Below are 13,827 nucleotides of genomic sequence, written 5' to 3' on the forward strand. Positions count from 1 at the left end.
TGGGTGCTCTGAACGTTCTACGGGCCGGGCTGGTCCGTCGCGACGCCAACCCGGCATAGCGAGAAGCCCCCGGCTTCAGCCGGGGGAGGAGTCACGTAGACCACGTGGTGGTGCTCCTTCGTCTCCAACAGGACCATGTCACCGCGCGTGCCCGCGTGGGCGCCGCGCAGTCCGCGCTCCAGCGGCACCACTTGGACGCTGACATTGTCCCTCTCGGCATCCTCGGCGAGCGAGTGCAGTTGCCCGTGCAGCACGTCCCAGCTGCCGAAGGGCCGCCGCAGCACCGACTCGTCGAGGATCAGCTCGATCATTGCGGTGGGATTCCGATCGAATAGCGCCTTGCGAGCCATGCGTGCTTCAACCAGCTCCTCCACCTTGCCGTCGCTGAGTTTCGGGTAGCCTCCGCCGATCAGAGCGCGGGCATAGCTCTCAGTCTGGAAGAGACCGTCCATCACGTACGTCTGGTACGACGACAGGGTCACGGCCTCCGCCTCCATCAGGGCGAAGTTCTTGAACTGCGGCGGGTACTTGTCGAGCAGCACGTACTTGCGGGCCTTCTCGAAGACGCCCAATCCCCCGCGAGCGCCTCCTCCAGCTTGACGAGCATCGTGTCGCTCGCGGGCTGCGCGCACGTCTCCATCGCGCTGACCGCCGACCCGGTGTACCCGATCTTCCTCCCCAACTCCTCCTGCGACAGTTGTTGCTGCTCGCGCAGCGCCTTCGCCAGAGCGGCGACCAGGTGCGCCGTCCCGCTCGCCTCCGCCTTGTTCACAGCCCGCGCCATTGCGGTCACCCCCGAACTCAACCGGTCGCAAGTCACTCGTGCCGGTTTCCGACCGTTGCCATTGGTCGACACAGAGTTATGGAAGACGCTATCCCCGCCTGTCGAAACTGGCCGCATGAATACGCAAAGTGACCTGGACTGGATCCCCTCCACCGGCATCCAACTCCGCAAAGCCGGCGTCCGGTTCGACGCCCTCCGGATCGACGGCGACCGGGGCCGCGCCCTCGCCGACCGTCTCGCCCGCATGACCGGCGGAGCCCCAGGACCCGTCATCGAGGAGGACAACGGAAGACGTGCCGTCTACTTCCTCGTCCCGGTCGGCACCACGTCCCACCGCTCCTGGCCGGACGGAGTCACGCGCCTCACCGCCGGCCCGAACCGCATCTCGTACATCCCGATCCCGGCGCTCGACGGCCTGACCTGGCTGAGTTGGCGCTACCGGCCGACGGCATCCGGCGACCTGGTCCACACGCTGCTCCTGCGCACCGCCCTTCACTCCCCGGAGTGAAATATGCCAACGGCCGCCTGGGAAAGGTCAGTTCCGGCTTGCATCCATCGCTCTGCGTGCCCATAGAGTCGCGCCAACAGGCCAAGCAAAAAGAACGCCCCCGCGGTGCGCCAACACCCGGGGGCTCGACACCAGGAGCTAGCCCTCCCAATGCGCATCCATCGTACGACGCCCACGCGCGCCTTTTCCGTCTTCTCCAACGCTCTTCTCCGCGACCGCAGCATCTCCTGGTGCGCGGTAGGCGTACTGACGTACCTATTGAGCCTGCCGAACGACGCCCGCGTCACCATCCGCACGCTCGCGGAGCAGCGGAAGGAGGGGCGGGCGCGGATCGCCGCCGCCCTGCATGAGCTGGAGGAATCCCGGTATCTGCGGCGGGTGGTGCACAAGAGCCGCGCGACGGGCCAACTCTCCACCGTCTACGAGGTGTTCGACACTCCGTACGAGGACGAGCCACCCTCGGGTGAATCGGAGGAATCCCAGAACCTGGCCTCCGGCGAGTCGGCCGACGCGCCGTCGGACGCTCCCCCTTCGGGGGAAAAGACCAGGGAAGAAGAACCTCCCTCCCCGCCGCCGTCCCCGCCGTCCCCGCCCGCCGCTCCGAGCGAGCGCACCGCGCTCGCGGCCAAGCTGCTCGGCTCGCTCGGCCGCACGCACCCCCGGCTGACGCTCGGTGCCGAAGACGCGCTGCGGCTCGCACCGCTGGTGGAGGCCTGGTGGGACGCGGGGGCGAGTACTGCCCAGGTGCGGGCGGCCCTGACGGACGGGCTGCCGCCCCGCGTGTACTCGCCCCGCGCCCTCATCGAGAACCGCCTGCGCCGCAAGCGCCCGGCGCCGCCAACGCCCGGACCGGTCACGACCGTCGAGGTCGAGACCCGCACACCTGGCGCGTCCGCCTACCGGGAGGCGGCGCGACGGGGCGGCGCGCTGGCATGGGCGCTGCTGCGGGGCCAGGCCGCGCCCGCGTAGGCGCACAGACTCCCGGCCGCACGACCGTGCCGCCGGGTCCTTCCAGAGAAACGGAGTGCTGATGACCGTCACACTCGAACGCCCTGAGACGGTATACCGACGGTATACTCTGCTCATGGCTGACACCACGATCAAGGTCGACCCCGCTGTCCGAGACCGCCTCCAGGAGCTCGCCCGGGATCGCGGGATGAGCATGCGGGACCTCGTGGCGGAGCTGGCCGGGGCCACGCCCACCAAGGAAGAGCTGCGCAAGCGGTACGAGGAGACCAAGGCGTACGTCGAGGAGCACTTCCTCGGCAGGCCCTACACCGAGGACGACGAGAAGGCCGGCGAGAAGCTGTGGGCCGACCTGCAGGCCGGGCGCATCGGGGAGATCCAGTGAGGGAGCAGGACCAGTACCCGCTGCCGCGTGCCGTCATCTTCGACGACACTGCCGCCCTCGCGCTCGGCGCGGGGAACAGCATGGCCTCCCGGCTCGTCGTCGAGGCCGAGAAGGACCCCGCCCTGCGCGTGTACATCCCGGCGCTCAGTCTGGCCGCCGCCGAGCGGGAGCGGGCGGGAGTCGCCGAGCACCTCGGCGCGCTGCCGTCCCTCAACATCGAGGCGCTCGACTTCGCCGCGGCAACCGCCGTGGGTAAGCGCCTGCGGACAGCGGCCGCCGCAGAAGCAGAGGACGACGGAAAGCTGGAGCCGGACTGGAGCGGTGCGCACGTGCTGCACCTCGCCCTGCCCACGGTGGAGTGGCCGCGCGGCCGTCCCGTCCTGACCAGGACACCCACCCGGTACCGCGGTACGGGTATCCGTACGATCCGGATCGTGGAGAGCTGACGAGGAGCCGGGGAGGGGCTCCCGCCCGGGAGCCCCTCCCCGGCCTCAGCTGAAGACGATCATCGAACCCTGCGCCAGGCTTCGTGTCGCCGCCGCGTGCAGGCCCAGCCACACATGCCGTTCGCGGGCGAACGGGCTCGGGTCGTACGGGGCCGGAACCGCGGGTTCCTCCAGAGCCGTGGGGGCGAGCGGCGGGTCCGGGGCGGCCGGGGGGTTCGCCGGGTCGATACCGATCGACGGGGCCACGAACTCCAGCTCCCGCAGCAGCGCCTGCGACGAGCCCAAGGGGCCGCCGCCCGCGAGGAGTTCGTCGTTCGACAGGGGCTGTGGGAAGTCCACCGGGACGTAGGCGCCCGCGTGGTCGTAGTGCCACACCAGGTGCGACTGCTGTGCCGTCGACTCGAACATCTCCAGGAGCTGCTCGTAGTCGCCGCCCAGCTCGTCGACCGGGGTCACGGCGAGACCGCACACCTGGAGCAGATAGGCACGGCGCAGGAAGTGCAGCGCGTCGTAGTCGAATCCCGCGACCGGAGCCACCTCGCCGGTGAGGCCCGGCATGTACTGGTACACCGGCACCGGCGGCAGTCCGGCCTCGCCCAGCACCTTGTCGTAGAGGGCGAGTTCCTCGGCGAACGGGTTGTCGGGGGTGTGGCACAACACGTCGACGAGCGGGACCAGCCACAGGTCACAGGCCAACAGTAAGCTCCTCGGGTTATCGGTGTGGTGCAGGAAGCGTAATGGGCGTGCGTGCGGCCGGTCGCGCTCATCCGTGCAAGCCGTGCAGGTCCCATACCCACACCCCACCCACCCACTTACATGGCGGCGGTGAAGGGGAGTCGGCGCGAGGGACGACGACGGACAGGTCGATGGAGATGGCCGGCATGTCCTCCAAGACGTCCGCGGCCTGCCCCCGTGCTCAACCGGCGGCCAGGCGCTCCAGCAGCGCGAGGGAGTGCGCGTTGTACGCGGCGACCACTGCGTGCGCGGCGGCCGGGTCGCGGCGGGCGAGGGCGTCGACGAGTTCGGTGTGCCCGGACCACAGCCGGCCCTTCAGATCGGTGACCCGGCGCAGGTGCTGCACCGCGCACACCCAGGACTGCACGCGCAGCCGGTGCAGGAAGTCGGCGAGATAGGGGTTGCCGTACAGGGCGCTCAGCTCGCGCCAGAAACGCAGGTCGTAGCCGATGAGGACGTTCAGGTCGCCGGCGGTGGCGGCGCGCTCGGCCTCTTCGCCGCGGCGGCGCACCGCGGCGAGGGCGGCGCTGCGGCGCGGATCGTCCGTGGCGGACCTGCGGTGGCCTGTGCCGGCACCGTCCTCGACGAGTCGGTGGAAGATGCCGTCGGTGACCAGGCTGCGGGCCTCGATCATGCCGCGGTAGTCGTCCAGGGAGTAGGCGCGGACCTCGAAACCCCGGTGCTGGACGGCGTCCAGGAGACCCTGCGCCGACAGGTCGACCAGCGCCTCGCGGACGGGGGTCGCGGAGACGCCGTACTGCTCGGCGATCTCCTTCACCGTGAACTCCTGCCCCGGCTGCAACCGGCCGGCCAGCACCTCGTCGCGGAGCGCGTCCGCGATCTGCTGCCGCAGGGTGCTACGAGTGACGGCGCCGTTGCCGGGCATCGTTGGCTGGGTCCCCCTCCGCGTACGGGTGCGTCTTCCTGCCGGAGACACGTCACCTTACGCGTTGGGGGACCCGTGAGGCCCCTGTGTGCGGCGGAGCCGGTCAGACCGTGTACTCGTCGGCCACGGACAGCGCCGCGTCCAGGGCCGCGAGGCCCTCCTTCGCCTCCGCCTCGGTGATCGTGCAGGGCGGGACGACATGGGTGCGGTTCATGTTGATGAAGGGCCACAGACCGTGCGCCTTGGCGGCGGCGGCGAACGCGGCCATGGGGGCGTTCGCCTCACCGGCGGCGTTGTACGGCACCAGCGGCTCCCGGGTCTCACGGTTGCTGACCAGCTCCAGGGCCCAGAACATGCCGACGCCGCGCACCTCGCCCACCGACGGGTGCCGCTCGGCCAGCGCGCGCAGGCCCGGCTCGATGACCTGTGCGCCGACCACGGCGGCGTTCGCGACGACGCCCTCCTCGGCCATCAAGTTGATCGTGGCGACCGCGGCGGCGCAGGCCAGCGGGTGACCGGAGTAGGTCAGACCGCCCGGGTAGGGCCGCCTGCCGAAGGTCTCGGCGATCCGCGGCGAGATGGCGACGCCGCCGAGCGGCACATAGCCGGAGTTCACACCCTTGGCGAAGGTCATCAGGTCGGGGACCACGTCGAACAGATCGGCCGCGAACCATTCGCCGGTGCGCCCGAACCCTGCCATCACCTCGTCCAGGACGAAGACGATCCCGTGCTGGTCGCACAGTTCCCGCACGCCCGCGAGGTAGCCGCGGGGCGGAACCATGATCCCGGCGGTCCCCGGGACGGTCTCCAGGACGATCGCGGCGATCGTGCCGGGCCCTTCGAAGGCGATGGTCGTCTCCAGGTGCTCCAGCGCCCGCTCGCACTCCTGCTGCTCGGTCTCGGCGTAGAACCGCGAGCGGTACAGGAACGGCGCCCAGAAGTGCACCACGCCCGCCGCACCGCTGTCGGAGGCCCAGCGGCGCGGGTCGCCGGTGATGTTCACGGCCTGCTGGGTGCCGCCGTGGTAGGAGCGGTACGCGGAGAGCACCTTGGGCCGGCCGGTGTGCAGGCGCGCCATGCGCACGGCGTGTTCGACCGCGTCGGCGCCGCCGTTGGTGAAGAAGATCTTGTTCAGGTCGCCCGGGGTGTGCCGGGCGATCAGCCGGGCGGCCTCGGAACGGGCCTCGACGGCGAAGGCGGGCGCGAACGTGGCCAGGGTCGCTGCCTGCTCCTGGATCGCGGCGACGACCTTGGGGTGCTGGTAGCCGATGTTGGTGAAGACGAGCCCGCTGGTGAAGTCGAGGTAGCGGTTGCCGTCGTAGTCCCAGAAGTACGACCCCTCCGCACCGGCGACGGCGAGCGGGTCGATGAGCTCCTGCGCTGACCACGAGTGGAAGACGTGCGCACGGTCCGCGGCCTTGACGGCGGCGCCGGTCTGGGGGTCGGTCTGAGGGATCATGCCGGGAGGTTAGGAGCGGCGCAGGCGGGCGGGACATGGGCGGGATGTCTGCGGTCAGGGGTATTCCGCGACAGGTTGTCGGGTGCCGGGCGCCTCGACGCGGCCTGTTACGGAACCGTGCACGCCGCTGCCGCCGACTCCCTCCAAGGCGGCACTATTCTCTGGCTGTCGCACGCACAGGGGGGTAGGTGAGGCGGCGATGGAACGGCTGGGGGCCGGGGATCCACCGGGGGTGCCCGGGGGCTTCAAGCTCCGGGGGAGCGTGGGGGGGTATCGGCTGCTTGCGCGGCTGGGGGCCGGCGGTATGGGCAGCGTGTATCTGGCCCGCTCCGACCGGGGCCGTACGGTCGCGGTGAAACTCGTGCGGCGGGAGCTGGCCGAGCAGGAGGAGTTCCGGGCCCGCTTCCGGCAGGAGGTGCAGGCCGCGCGGCGGGTCGGCGGGTACTGGACCGCGCCCGTCCTGGACGCCGACACCGAGGCCGACATCCCCTGGGTCGCCACCGGCTACGTCGCCGGGCCGACCCTCCAGACCGTGGTCTCGCAGGACCACGGTGCGCTGCCGGAGCGGTCGGTGCGCGTGCTGGCCGCCGGGCTCGCTCACGCCCTGCAGGACATCCACGCCGCCGGGCTGATCCACCGCGACCTGAAACCGTCCAACGTCCTCGTGACCATCGACGGTCCCCGGGTCATCGACTTCGGCATCGCCCGCGCGCTGGAGACCCTCACGGGTGCCGGCTACACGCGCACCGGGGCGCTCGTCGGGTCGCCCGGGTTCATGGCGCCCGAGCAGGTGCGGGGTGACCGCGTCACGCTCGCGTGCGACGTCTTCTGCCTGGGCTCCGTGCTCGCGTACGCCGCCACGGGCAGCCTTCCCTTCGGCAGCGCGAACAGCGGGGTGCACGCCCTGATGTTCCGCATCGCGCAGGATGACCCGGATCTGGAGGGTCTGCCGCAGGGGCTTGCGGACCTGGTACGCGACTGCCTGCACAAGGACCCGGCCGCGCGGCCGACCCCGGCGCAGATCCTGGAACGCACGGGCGCCGACGACACGCTCAGCGAGGGCCGCAGCCGCGAGCCGTGGCTGCCGGGCGCCCTGATCGCCCAGCTGGGGCGCCATGCGGTGCGGTTGCTGGAGACGGAGGATCCGGAGGACCTGGAGGAACGGGGAGATCCGGGGGGTCCGGGCGGTACGGAGGGGCCTCAGGGGCCGGCGGGTGGGGCGGGGCGGGGGGGTCCGGGGAGTCCGGGGGAGGCTGGAGCGGGGGCTCCGGCGGCTGCGGATGCGCCCACGACTCCGGCACTCCCGGCAGCTCCCACGATCCCGGGGCCGCCCCCCGCCTCGGGCGCCCCCTACGGTGCGGTCCCGCCACCGCCCGGCGTCTTCGGCCCTCCGCCGCAGGACCCCCGGCTGCCTGGCCCCGGAGGCTGGGGCACGTCGCCGTACGGTCCGCCCGCGTACGGTGATCCGGCAGCTGCGCGGCGCAGCGGTCGTTTCACCGCCGTGCTGATCGTGGTCGCCCTCGTCGTCGCCCTCGGCGCGGGCGGTTCGGTGTACGCGGTGCTGCGCGGGGACGGGACCGGCACCGGCGGCGGCACCCCGTCCCGGACCTCCGCCGCGCCCTCGACCCCCGGCCCGAGCACGCCCGGGCAGCCGTCCCCGTCCCCGTCCACTTCGGCTTCGGCGTCCGCGTCGGCCGGTACCGGCTCTCCGGGGGCCGTCCCCGGCGCCTACCTCGGCACCTGGACGGCCGCGATCGACAACGCCACCGGGCACAACACCCGGCGCCTGGTCATCCAGCAGGGCGGGGTGGGCGACACGGTGCTGTCGCTGACCGCCGACGGCGACACGTACCACTGCGTCTTCCGGGCCGAGCTCGCCGAGAAGCCCGCCGCGAACGGCCCGCTGAGGATCGGCCCGTCCACGGTCACGGGCGGCCGGTCGGCGTCGTCCTGCACCCCGGGCGGCGCGACAGAGCTGACGCTGCTCCCGGAGGGCCGCCTCAAGCGTGTGAACACGACCACCGGCGAGGCCCTGACCTACACGAAGGCGGGGTAGGCGCAGGCCTGGTCACCTGGTCACCTGGCCTCCGGCGGTCGCTGCCGCGGCATGTTGGGCCGTGCGCCCGGCGGCGGGAACCGCCCCGGAAGCGTGCCCTCCGGGCGGGGCGCCGCCGCGCCCGACGACTGCATCGCCAGCGGTGCCGAGCCCGTGCGGAACTCCGCCATCCAGTCCGCCGTCTCCGCCCGCACCAGCTCCGTCACGTCCTCGGAGAACCGTCGCAGTACCGAAAGGCACCGTTCCGCAGCCTCCGCCGCGGTCCCCTCCGTCGGCCCCAGGACCTCCCGCACGCTCTCGGAGGCCCAGTCGAACTGCAGCGCCTGCAGCCGCCGCCCGATCGCCTGTGCCGTCGCCACGTCCCGCATCCATCCGGACGTCACCCCGAAGTACCGGTCCCCGGCCACACACGCCACCCCGACCAGCAGCGACAGGTACGCCCACGGCGCCGCCCCGTCCGCCACCCCGGTCAGATCCAGCAGCGGCAGCGCGGCCCCGCACACGGCCCCCACCGCCGCGCCCGCGCGCAGCGCCTGCGCCCCCCGCCGTTTCCACACCCGGTTCCCGAGGTACCAGGCCGCCGTCTCCAGCGCCCGCCGCTCCACCCACCGGTACAGCTCGTCGAGCCGCTGCGCCGGCTCCCCCCAGTCGCCGTGCGGGAACGGCCGGCCCATGAGGTCGCCGGGGGCGCCGGGGTCGCCCGGGTCGCCCGGCCGCAGCCCCGCCGCTCCGTCGCCCCGCCCGTCCTGGAGCGGACCCTCGGGCTGCATCTCCGGCTGACTCACCCGGCACTCCCTACCTACGGCCATGACGTTCCGCGATGCACAATCCCCTGCACGTTCCGCGGTACGTGCGCTGCTCACTTCGTGCACCCCCGCAGTGTGCTCGTGACGCATGGTGCTGAAGCGCCGCACCCTTCCTACCGCCGGGCGGATGGCGGGCAACCTGGTTTCGCGGCTTTTCCGCCCGGAAGGAGGCCTTGGTCGGGTATACGACGCTCGGCAAACTCACTCGAAAGAGTGCCGCCGTGGGCGGGAACCGAGTCCGGACGGGCTACCCCAGCGCACACCCCGGTGACCACGTAGGCTCGTGCCGAGGCGGCAAAGCCCGCCCTGACATCCGTACGCACATACGCACATCCGAAGCCGAACCGTACGAGGCAGGAGCTGATCGTGATTCCCGGTGGTGGGCAGCCGAACATGCAGCAGTTGCTCCAGCAGGCCCAGAAGATGCAGCAGGACCTCGCCGACGCGCAGGAGGAGCTGGCGAGGACCGAGGTCGACGGTCAGTCGGGCGGCGGCCTGGTGAAGGCGACGGTCACCGGCGCCGGCGAGTTGCGCGCCCTGGTCATCGACCCCAAGGCGGTGGACCCGGAGGACACCGAGACTCTCGCCGACCTGATCGTCGCGGCCGTCCAGGCGGCCAACGAGAACGCGCAGGCGCTCCAGCAGCAGAAGCTCGGCCCGCTGGCCCAGGGGCTCGGGGGCGGCATCCCCGGCCTGCCGTTCTGAGCCCACCGGGCGGTCCCGCCCGGGGAAGGGCGTCCACGGGACCGTCCCTTCTGCGTAAGGCAAGCGCCAACTACCGTACGTACGAGGAAACCGAGTCCGGCTACGGTACGTACCGAAGCTCTTCAGGAAAGGCAGTCCGTTGTACGAAGGCGTGGTCCAGGACCTCATCGACGAGCTGGGGCGGCTGCCCGGCGTCGGTCCCAAGAGCGCGCAGCGGATCGCCTTCCACATCCTGCAGGCCGAGCCGACGGACGTGCGCCGCCTCGCCCAGGCGCTGCTCGAGGTGAAGGCGAAGGTCCGCTTCTGCGCGACCTGTGGCAACGTCGCGCAGGAGGAGCTGTGCGGCATCTGCCGCGACGCCCGCCGTGACGCGTCCGTCATCTGCGTGGTGGAGGAGCCGAAGGACGTCGTCGCGATCGAGCGGACCCGCGAGTTCCGGGGCCGCTACCACGTGCTCGGCGGCGCGATCAGTCCCATCGAGGGCGTGGGCCCCGACGATCTGCGCATCCGCGAACTGCTCGCGCGACTGGCCGACGGCACGGTCACCGAGCTGATCCTGGCCACGGACCCGAACCTGGAGGGCGAGGCCACGGCCACGTACCTCGCCAGGATGATCAAACCCATGGGCCTGAAGGTCACCCGCCTGGCCAGCGGCCTCCCGGTGGGTGGCGACCTGGAATACGCGGACGAGGTCACCCTCGGCCGCGCCTTCGAGGGGAGACGACTCCTAGATGTCTGACGCCACGCTGCACGCGACGACGCAGGACCCGGACGACTTCGCGGTCCAGATCGCGGACCAGATCGAGAGCTTCCTGGTCGCCGTCACGGAGGTCGCGAAGGGCGACGAGCCGGACTCGGCCGTCCCGTTCCTCCTGCTGGAGGTCTCCCAGCTGCTCCTGGCCGGCGGCCGCCTCGGCGCGCACGAGGACATCGTCCCCGACGAGCGTTACGAGCCGGACCCGGGTCCGGAGCCCGACGTGGACGAGCTGCGCGAGCGGCTCGCCGCCATGCTGGACCCGGTCGACGTCTACTCCGAGGTCTTCGACCCGTACGAGCCGCGCAAGGCCCCGGTCCCGGCCCGTATCTCCGACGACCTGGCGGACGTCATCACCGACCTGCGCCACGGCATGGTCCACTACCGGGCCGGGCGCACCACGGAGGCCCTGTGGTGGTGGCAGTTCTCGTACTTCTCCAACTGGGGCGCCACCGCCTCCGCCACGCTCCGCGCCCTGCAGTCGGTGGTCGCGCACGTCCGCCTGAACCAGCCCCTGGAGGAACTGGACGGCCTCGACACCGACCAGGACCTCGGCGACGAGATACTCGCCGAGGAGGCCGGCCGGGTCATGGTCAAGGAGATCGCGGACCCGCTGGGGCTGCGGTCGGTCAAGTGACCCCTCCGCTGTGACTCGCGGCACGTTTCGCGTACCGTCCCGGCCCCGGGGCAGATGCCGTGCTGAGCGGCCTCGGGTGCCGACGGAAAGCGGTGGTGAAAACCGTCGTACGGCCGTCGTGCGTCCGAAGAAAACCGGGATGATCCCCGCGTGAGCGGGACATCTCACCATGCGGTATCCCGGAAGGGAAATTGGGTCGCTCGATAGACTGAGCCGACCGCACCTGCGTCTCGCAGGCGCGGAAAGAGACGGACTGAGCGAGGAGCGCACGTGGGCCTTGTCGTGCAGAAGTACGGAGGCTCCTCCGTAGCCGATGCCGAAGGCATCAAGCGCGTCGCCAAGCGGATCGTGGAAGCGAAGAAGAACGGCAACCAGGTGGTTGTCGTGGTTTCCGCGATGGGCGACACGACGGACGAGCTGATCGATCTCGCCGAGCAGGTTTCCCCGATCCCTGCCGGGCGCGAGCTCGACATGCTGCTGACCGCCGGAGAGCGGATCTCCATGGCACTGCTGGCCATGGCGATCAAAAACCTGGGTCACGGGGCCCAGTCGTTCACCGGCAGCCAGGCAGGTGTCATCACCGACTCGGTCCACAACAAAGCCCGGATCATCGACGTCACGCCGGGTCGCATCCGGACGGCGCTGGACGAGGGCAACATCGCGATCGTCGCCGGCTTCCAGGGCGTCAGCCAGGACAAGAAGGACATCACCACGCTCGGCCGTGGTGGCTCGGACACCACTGCGGTGGCCCTCGCGGCCGCCCTCGACGCCGAGGTGTGCGAGATCTACACCGACGTCGACGGCGTGTTCACCGCCGACCCGCGCGTGGTGAAGAAGGCCCGGAAGATCGACTGGATCTCCTTCGAGGACATGCTGGAGCTGGCCTCGTCCGGGTCCAAGGTACTGCTCCACCGCTGCGTGGAGTACGCCCGCCGCTACAACATCCCGATCCACGTCCGCTCCTCCTTCAGCGGGCTGCAGGGCACGTGGGTCAGCAGCGAGCCAGTCGTTCAAAAGACACAGCAGCAAGGGGAAACGAAGGTGGAGCAGGCCATCATCTCCGGTGTCGCGCACGACACCTCCGAGGCCAAGATCACGGTCGTCGGCGTGCCGGACAAGCCGGGCGAGGCCGCCTCGATCTTCCGGGCCATCGCCGACGCCGAGATCAACATCGACATGGTCGTCCAGAACGTGTCGGCCGCGTCGACGGGTCTGACGGACATCTCCTTCACGCTCCCGAAGAGCGAGGGGCGCAAGGCGATCGACGCCCTGGAGAAGGCCAAGACCGCGATCGGCTTCGACTCGCTGCGCTACGACGACCAGATCGGCAAGATCTCCCTCGTCGGCGCCGGGATGAAGACGAACCCGGGCGTCACGGCCGACTTCTTCACCGCGCTGTCCGACGCGGGCGTGAACATCGAGCTGATCTCGACCTCCGAGATCCGTATCTCGGTCGTCACGCGCAAGGACGACGTGCCCGAGGCGGTCCGCGCGGTGCACACCGCGTTCGGTCTGGACTCCGAGAGCGACGAGGCGGTCGTCTACGGAGGCACCGGGCGATGACCGGGCTCCCCCGCAGGGGGACGAAGCCGACGCTCGCGGTCGTGGGTGCGACCGGGGCCGTCGGTTCGGTCATGCTCCAGATCCTGTCCCAGCACGCGGACATCTGGGGCGAGATCCGTCTGCTCGCCTCGCCGCGCTCGGCCGGCCGCAAGCTGGCCGTGCGCGGCGAGGAGGTCGAGGTCATGGCGATCTCCGAAGAGGCGTTCGTCGGCGTCGACGTGGCGATGTTCGACGTACCGGACGAGGTCGCGGCGCACTGGGCGCCCATCGCCGCCGCGCTGGGCGCGATCGTGGTGGACAACTCGGGCGCCTTCCGTATGGACCCCGATGTGCCGCTGGTCGTGCCGGAGGTCAACCCGCACGCCGCCCGGGTGCGTCCGCGCGGCATCATCGCCAACCCCAACTGCACGACGCTGTCGATGATCGTGGCCCTCGGCGCCCTGCACGCCGAGTTCGGGCTGCGTGAGCTGGTCGTCTCCTCGTACCAGGCCGTGAGCGGTGCGGGCCGCGCGGGCATCGACACGCTGCGGCAGCAGCTGTCGCTGGTCGCGGGCACGGAGCTGGGGACCAAGCCCGGTGACGTCCGGCGCGTGGTGGGCGAGAACACCGGGCCCTTCCCGGAGCCCGTCGCGCTCAACGTCGTGCCGTGGGCCGGGTCGCCGCGTGAGGACGGGTGGTCCTCGGAGGAGATGAAGGTCCGTGACGAGTCCCGCAAGATCCTGGGGCTGCCCCAGCTGCGCGTGGCCGTCACCTGTGTTCGCGTGCCGGTGGTCACCACGCACTCGCTGACCGTCCACGCCTGTTTCGAGGGCGAGGTCACGGTGGACCGGGCGCGCGAGATCCTCGCCACAGCACCCGGCGTCGTCCTGTTCGACAACCCGGAGGCGGGCGAATTCCCCACGCCCGCGGACGTGGTGGGAACCGACCCCACGTGGGTCGGCCGGGTGCGGCGGGCCCTGGACGACCCGACGGCGCTCGAACTCTTCGTCTGCGGCGACAACTTGCGCAAGGGCGCCGCACTGAACACCGCGCAGATCGCCGAGCTGGTGGCGGGGGAACTGGGCGCCACCGCGTAGTGCCCCGACAGGCGGCCGACGGCCGGAAACCCCATCGCCGTTGGCTGAAACGTTTGTAGGA

The 13,827-nt window shown here is 71.1% G+C and carries 16 protein-coding genes; 10 read left to right on the forward strand and 6 right to left on the reverse strand.

All coding sequences use genetic code 11. The annotated features are described in order from the left end of the window. Positions 1-17: 17 nt before the first annotated feature. Together ACZ7L1_RS28070 and ACZ7L1_RS28075 are read right to left on the reverse strand one after the other, a co-directional pair. A complete protein-coding gene (locus tag ACZ7L1_RS28070) occupies positions 18-572 on the reverse strand; it encodes a DUF5753 domain-containing protein (protein WP_471440801.1) in 555 nt (184 codons plus the stop codon). After that, positions 497-943 carry a helix-turn-helix domain-containing protein gene (locus tag ACZ7L1_RS28075; RefSeq protein ID WP_471440802.1) on the reverse strand — a complete coding sequence of 149 codons (447 nt, stop codon included), beginning with the start codon at positions 941-943 and terminating at the stop codon, positions 497-499. Before ACZ7L1_RS28075 ends, ACZ7L1_RS28070 begins: the two co-directional genes overlap by 76 nt. On the opposite strand from ACZ7L1_RS28075, the gene ACZ7L1_RS28080 reads away from it, so the two are divergent. From ACZ7L1_RS28080 to ACZ7L1_RS28095, 4 genes are all read left to right on the forward strand, one after another. Further along, on the forward strand, positions 900-1,292 hold the full coding sequence (locus ACZ7L1_RS28080) for a hypothetical protein (protein WP_471440803.1): 393 nt from the start codon (positions 900-902) through the stop codon (positions 1,290-1,292). The two genes, ACZ7L1_RS28075 and ACZ7L1_RS28080, sit on opposite strands and share 44 nt — an antisense overlap. 150 nt (positions 1,293-1,442) lie before the next feature. After that, entirely contained in the window at positions 1,443-2,261 is an 819-nt protein-coding gene (locus tag ACZ7L1_RS28085) for a hypothetical protein (RefSeq protein WP_471440804.1), read from the forward strand. Between the two features lie 115 nt (positions 2,262-2,376). Further along, a complete protein-coding gene (locus ACZ7L1_RS28090) occupies positions 2,377-2,643 on the forward strand; it encodes a cupin domain-containing protein (RefSeq protein ID WP_471440805.1) in 267 nt (88 codons plus the stop codon). Further along, entirely contained in the window at positions 2,640-3,089 is a 450-nt protein-coding gene (locus ACZ7L1_RS28095) for a PIN domain-containing protein (RefSeq protein WP_471440806.1), read from the forward strand. Before ACZ7L1_RS28090 ends, ACZ7L1_RS28095 begins: the two co-directional genes overlap by 4 nt. A gap of 45 nt (positions 3,090-3,134) precedes the next feature. Here the strand turns inward: ACZ7L1_RS28095 and ACZ7L1_RS28100 are convergent, their stop codons facing one another. The 3 genes from ACZ7L1_RS28100 to ACZ7L1_RS28110 all read right to left on the reverse strand — a co-directional run bounded on the left by ACZ7L1_RS28100 (position 3,135) and on the right by ACZ7L1_RS28110 (position 6,169). Then, positions 3,135-3,785 carry a hypothetical protein gene (locus ACZ7L1_RS28100; protein WP_471440807.1) on the reverse strand — a complete coding sequence of 217 codons (651 nt, stop codon included), beginning with the start codon at positions 3,783-3,785 and terminating at the stop codon, positions 3,135-3,137. A 220-nt stretch (positions 3,786-4,005) separates the two neighbouring features. Further along, the gene (locus tag ACZ7L1_RS28105; protein WP_471440808.1) at positions 4,006-4,710 is read right to left on the reverse strand and encodes a GntR family transcriptional regulator; all 705 of its coding nucleotides are present in this window, start codon (positions 4,708-4,710) and stop codon (positions 4,006-4,008) included. Positions 4,711-4,813: 103 nt separating this feature from the next. Continuing rightward, positions 4,814-6,169, reverse strand: a complete 1,356-nt coding sequence (locus ACZ7L1_RS28110; RefSeq protein ID WP_471440809.1) for an aminotransferase class III-fold pyridoxal phosphate-dependent enzyme — start codon at positions 6,167-6,169, stop codon at positions 4,814-4,816. A gap of 199 nt (positions 6,170-6,368) precedes the next feature. Between ACZ7L1_RS28110 and ACZ7L1_RS28115 the strand changes: the two genes are divergently transcribed. Continuing rightward, complete coding sequence (locus tag ACZ7L1_RS28115) at positions 6,369-8,225, forward strand: serine/threonine-protein kinase (protein ID WP_471440810.1); 1,857 nt, start codon at positions 6,369-6,371, stop codon at positions 8,223-8,225. A gap of 20 nt (positions 8,226-8,245) precedes the next feature. Here the strand turns inward: ACZ7L1_RS28115 and ACZ7L1_RS28120 are convergent, their stop codons facing one another. Further along, on the reverse strand, positions 8,246-9,010 hold the full coding sequence (locus ACZ7L1_RS28120) for an SLATT domain-containing protein (RefSeq protein ID WP_471440811.1): 765 nt from the start codon (positions 9,008-9,010) through the stop codon (positions 8,246-8,248). A 387-nt stretch (positions 9,011-9,397) separates the two neighbouring features. Between ACZ7L1_RS28120 and ACZ7L1_RS28125 the strand changes: the two genes are divergently transcribed. The 5 genes from ACZ7L1_RS28125 (at position 9,398) to ACZ7L1_RS28145 (ending at position 13,766) form a co-directional block, all read left to right on the forward strand. After that, positions 9,398-9,736 (forward strand): YbaB/EbfC family nucleoid-associated protein, encoded by a 339-nt coding sequence (locus ACZ7L1_RS28125; RefSeq protein ID WP_471440812.1) that lies wholly within the window; start codon positions 9,398-9,400, stop codon positions 9,734-9,736. 139 nt (positions 9,737-9,875) lie between these two features. Further along, positions 9,876-10,475 carry a recombination mediator RecR gene (gene recR / locus ACZ7L1_RS28130; RefSeq protein ID WP_391600248.1) on the forward strand — a complete coding sequence of 200 codons (600 nt, stop codon included), beginning with the start codon at positions 9,876-9,878 and terminating at the stop codon, positions 10,473-10,475. Further along, complete coding sequence (locus ACZ7L1_RS28135) at positions 10,468-11,127, forward strand: DUF5063 domain-containing protein (protein ID WP_471440813.1); 660 nt, start codon at positions 10,468-10,470, stop codon at positions 11,125-11,127. Before recR ends, ACZ7L1_RS28135 begins: the two co-directional genes overlap by 8 nt. Before the next feature lie 270 nt (positions 11,128-11,397). Next, positions 11,398-12,690 (forward strand): aspartate kinase, encoded by a 1,293-nt coding sequence (locus tag ACZ7L1_RS28140; protein ID WP_471440814.1) that lies wholly within the window; start codon positions 11,398-11,400, stop codon positions 12,688-12,690. Beyond that, positions 12,687-13,766: an aspartate-semialdehyde dehydrogenase gene (locus tag ACZ7L1_RS28145; protein ID WP_471440815.1), complete on the forward strand. Its 1,080-nt coding sequence runs from the start codon at positions 12,687-12,689 to the stop codon at positions 13,764-13,766. The genes ACZ7L1_RS28140 and ACZ7L1_RS28145 overlap by 4 nt, the downstream gene beginning before the upstream one ends. Positions 13,767-13,827 lie beyond the last annotated feature (61 nt).

This window comes from Streptomyces sp. NPDC107546 (assembly GCF_055639175.1).

Coding starts and splice junctions, on each gene's coding strand:
- ACZ7L1_RS28080 (WP_471440803.1), top strand. CDS start 900: ATGAATACGCAAAGTGACCTGGACTGGATCCCCTCCACCGGCATCCAA.
- ACZ7L1_RS28075 (WP_471440802.1), bottom strand. CDS start 943: ATGCCGGTGGAGGGGATCCAGTCCAGGTCACTTTGCGTATTCATGCGG.
- ACZ7L1_RS28085 (WP_471440804.1), top strand. CDS start 1,443: ATGCGCATCCATCGTACGACGCCCACGCGCGCCTTTTCCGTCTTCTCC.
- ACZ7L1_RS28090 (WP_471440805.1), top strand. CDS start 2,377: ATGGCTGACACCACGATCAAGGTCGACCCCGCTGTCCGAGACCGCCTC.
- ACZ7L1_RS28105 (WP_471440808.1), bottom strand. CDS start 4,710: ATGCCCGGCAACGGCGCCGTCACTCGTAGCACCCTGCGGCAGCAGATC.
- ACZ7L1_RS28110 (WP_471440809.1), bottom strand. CDS start 6,169: ATGATCCCTCAGACCGACCCCCAGACCGGCGCCGCCGTCAAGGCCGCG.
- ACZ7L1_RS28115 (WP_471440810.1), top strand. CDS start 6,369: ATGGAACGGCTGGGGGCCGGGGATCCACCGGGGGTGCCCGGGGGCTTC.
- ACZ7L1_RS28135 (WP_471440813.1), top strand. CDS start 10,468: ATGTCTGACGCCACGCTGCACGCGACGACGCAGGACCCGGACGACTTC.
- ACZ7L1_RS28145 (WP_471440815.1), top strand. CDS start 12,687: ATGACCGGGCTCCCCCGCAGGGGGACGAAGCCGACGCTCGCGGTCGTG.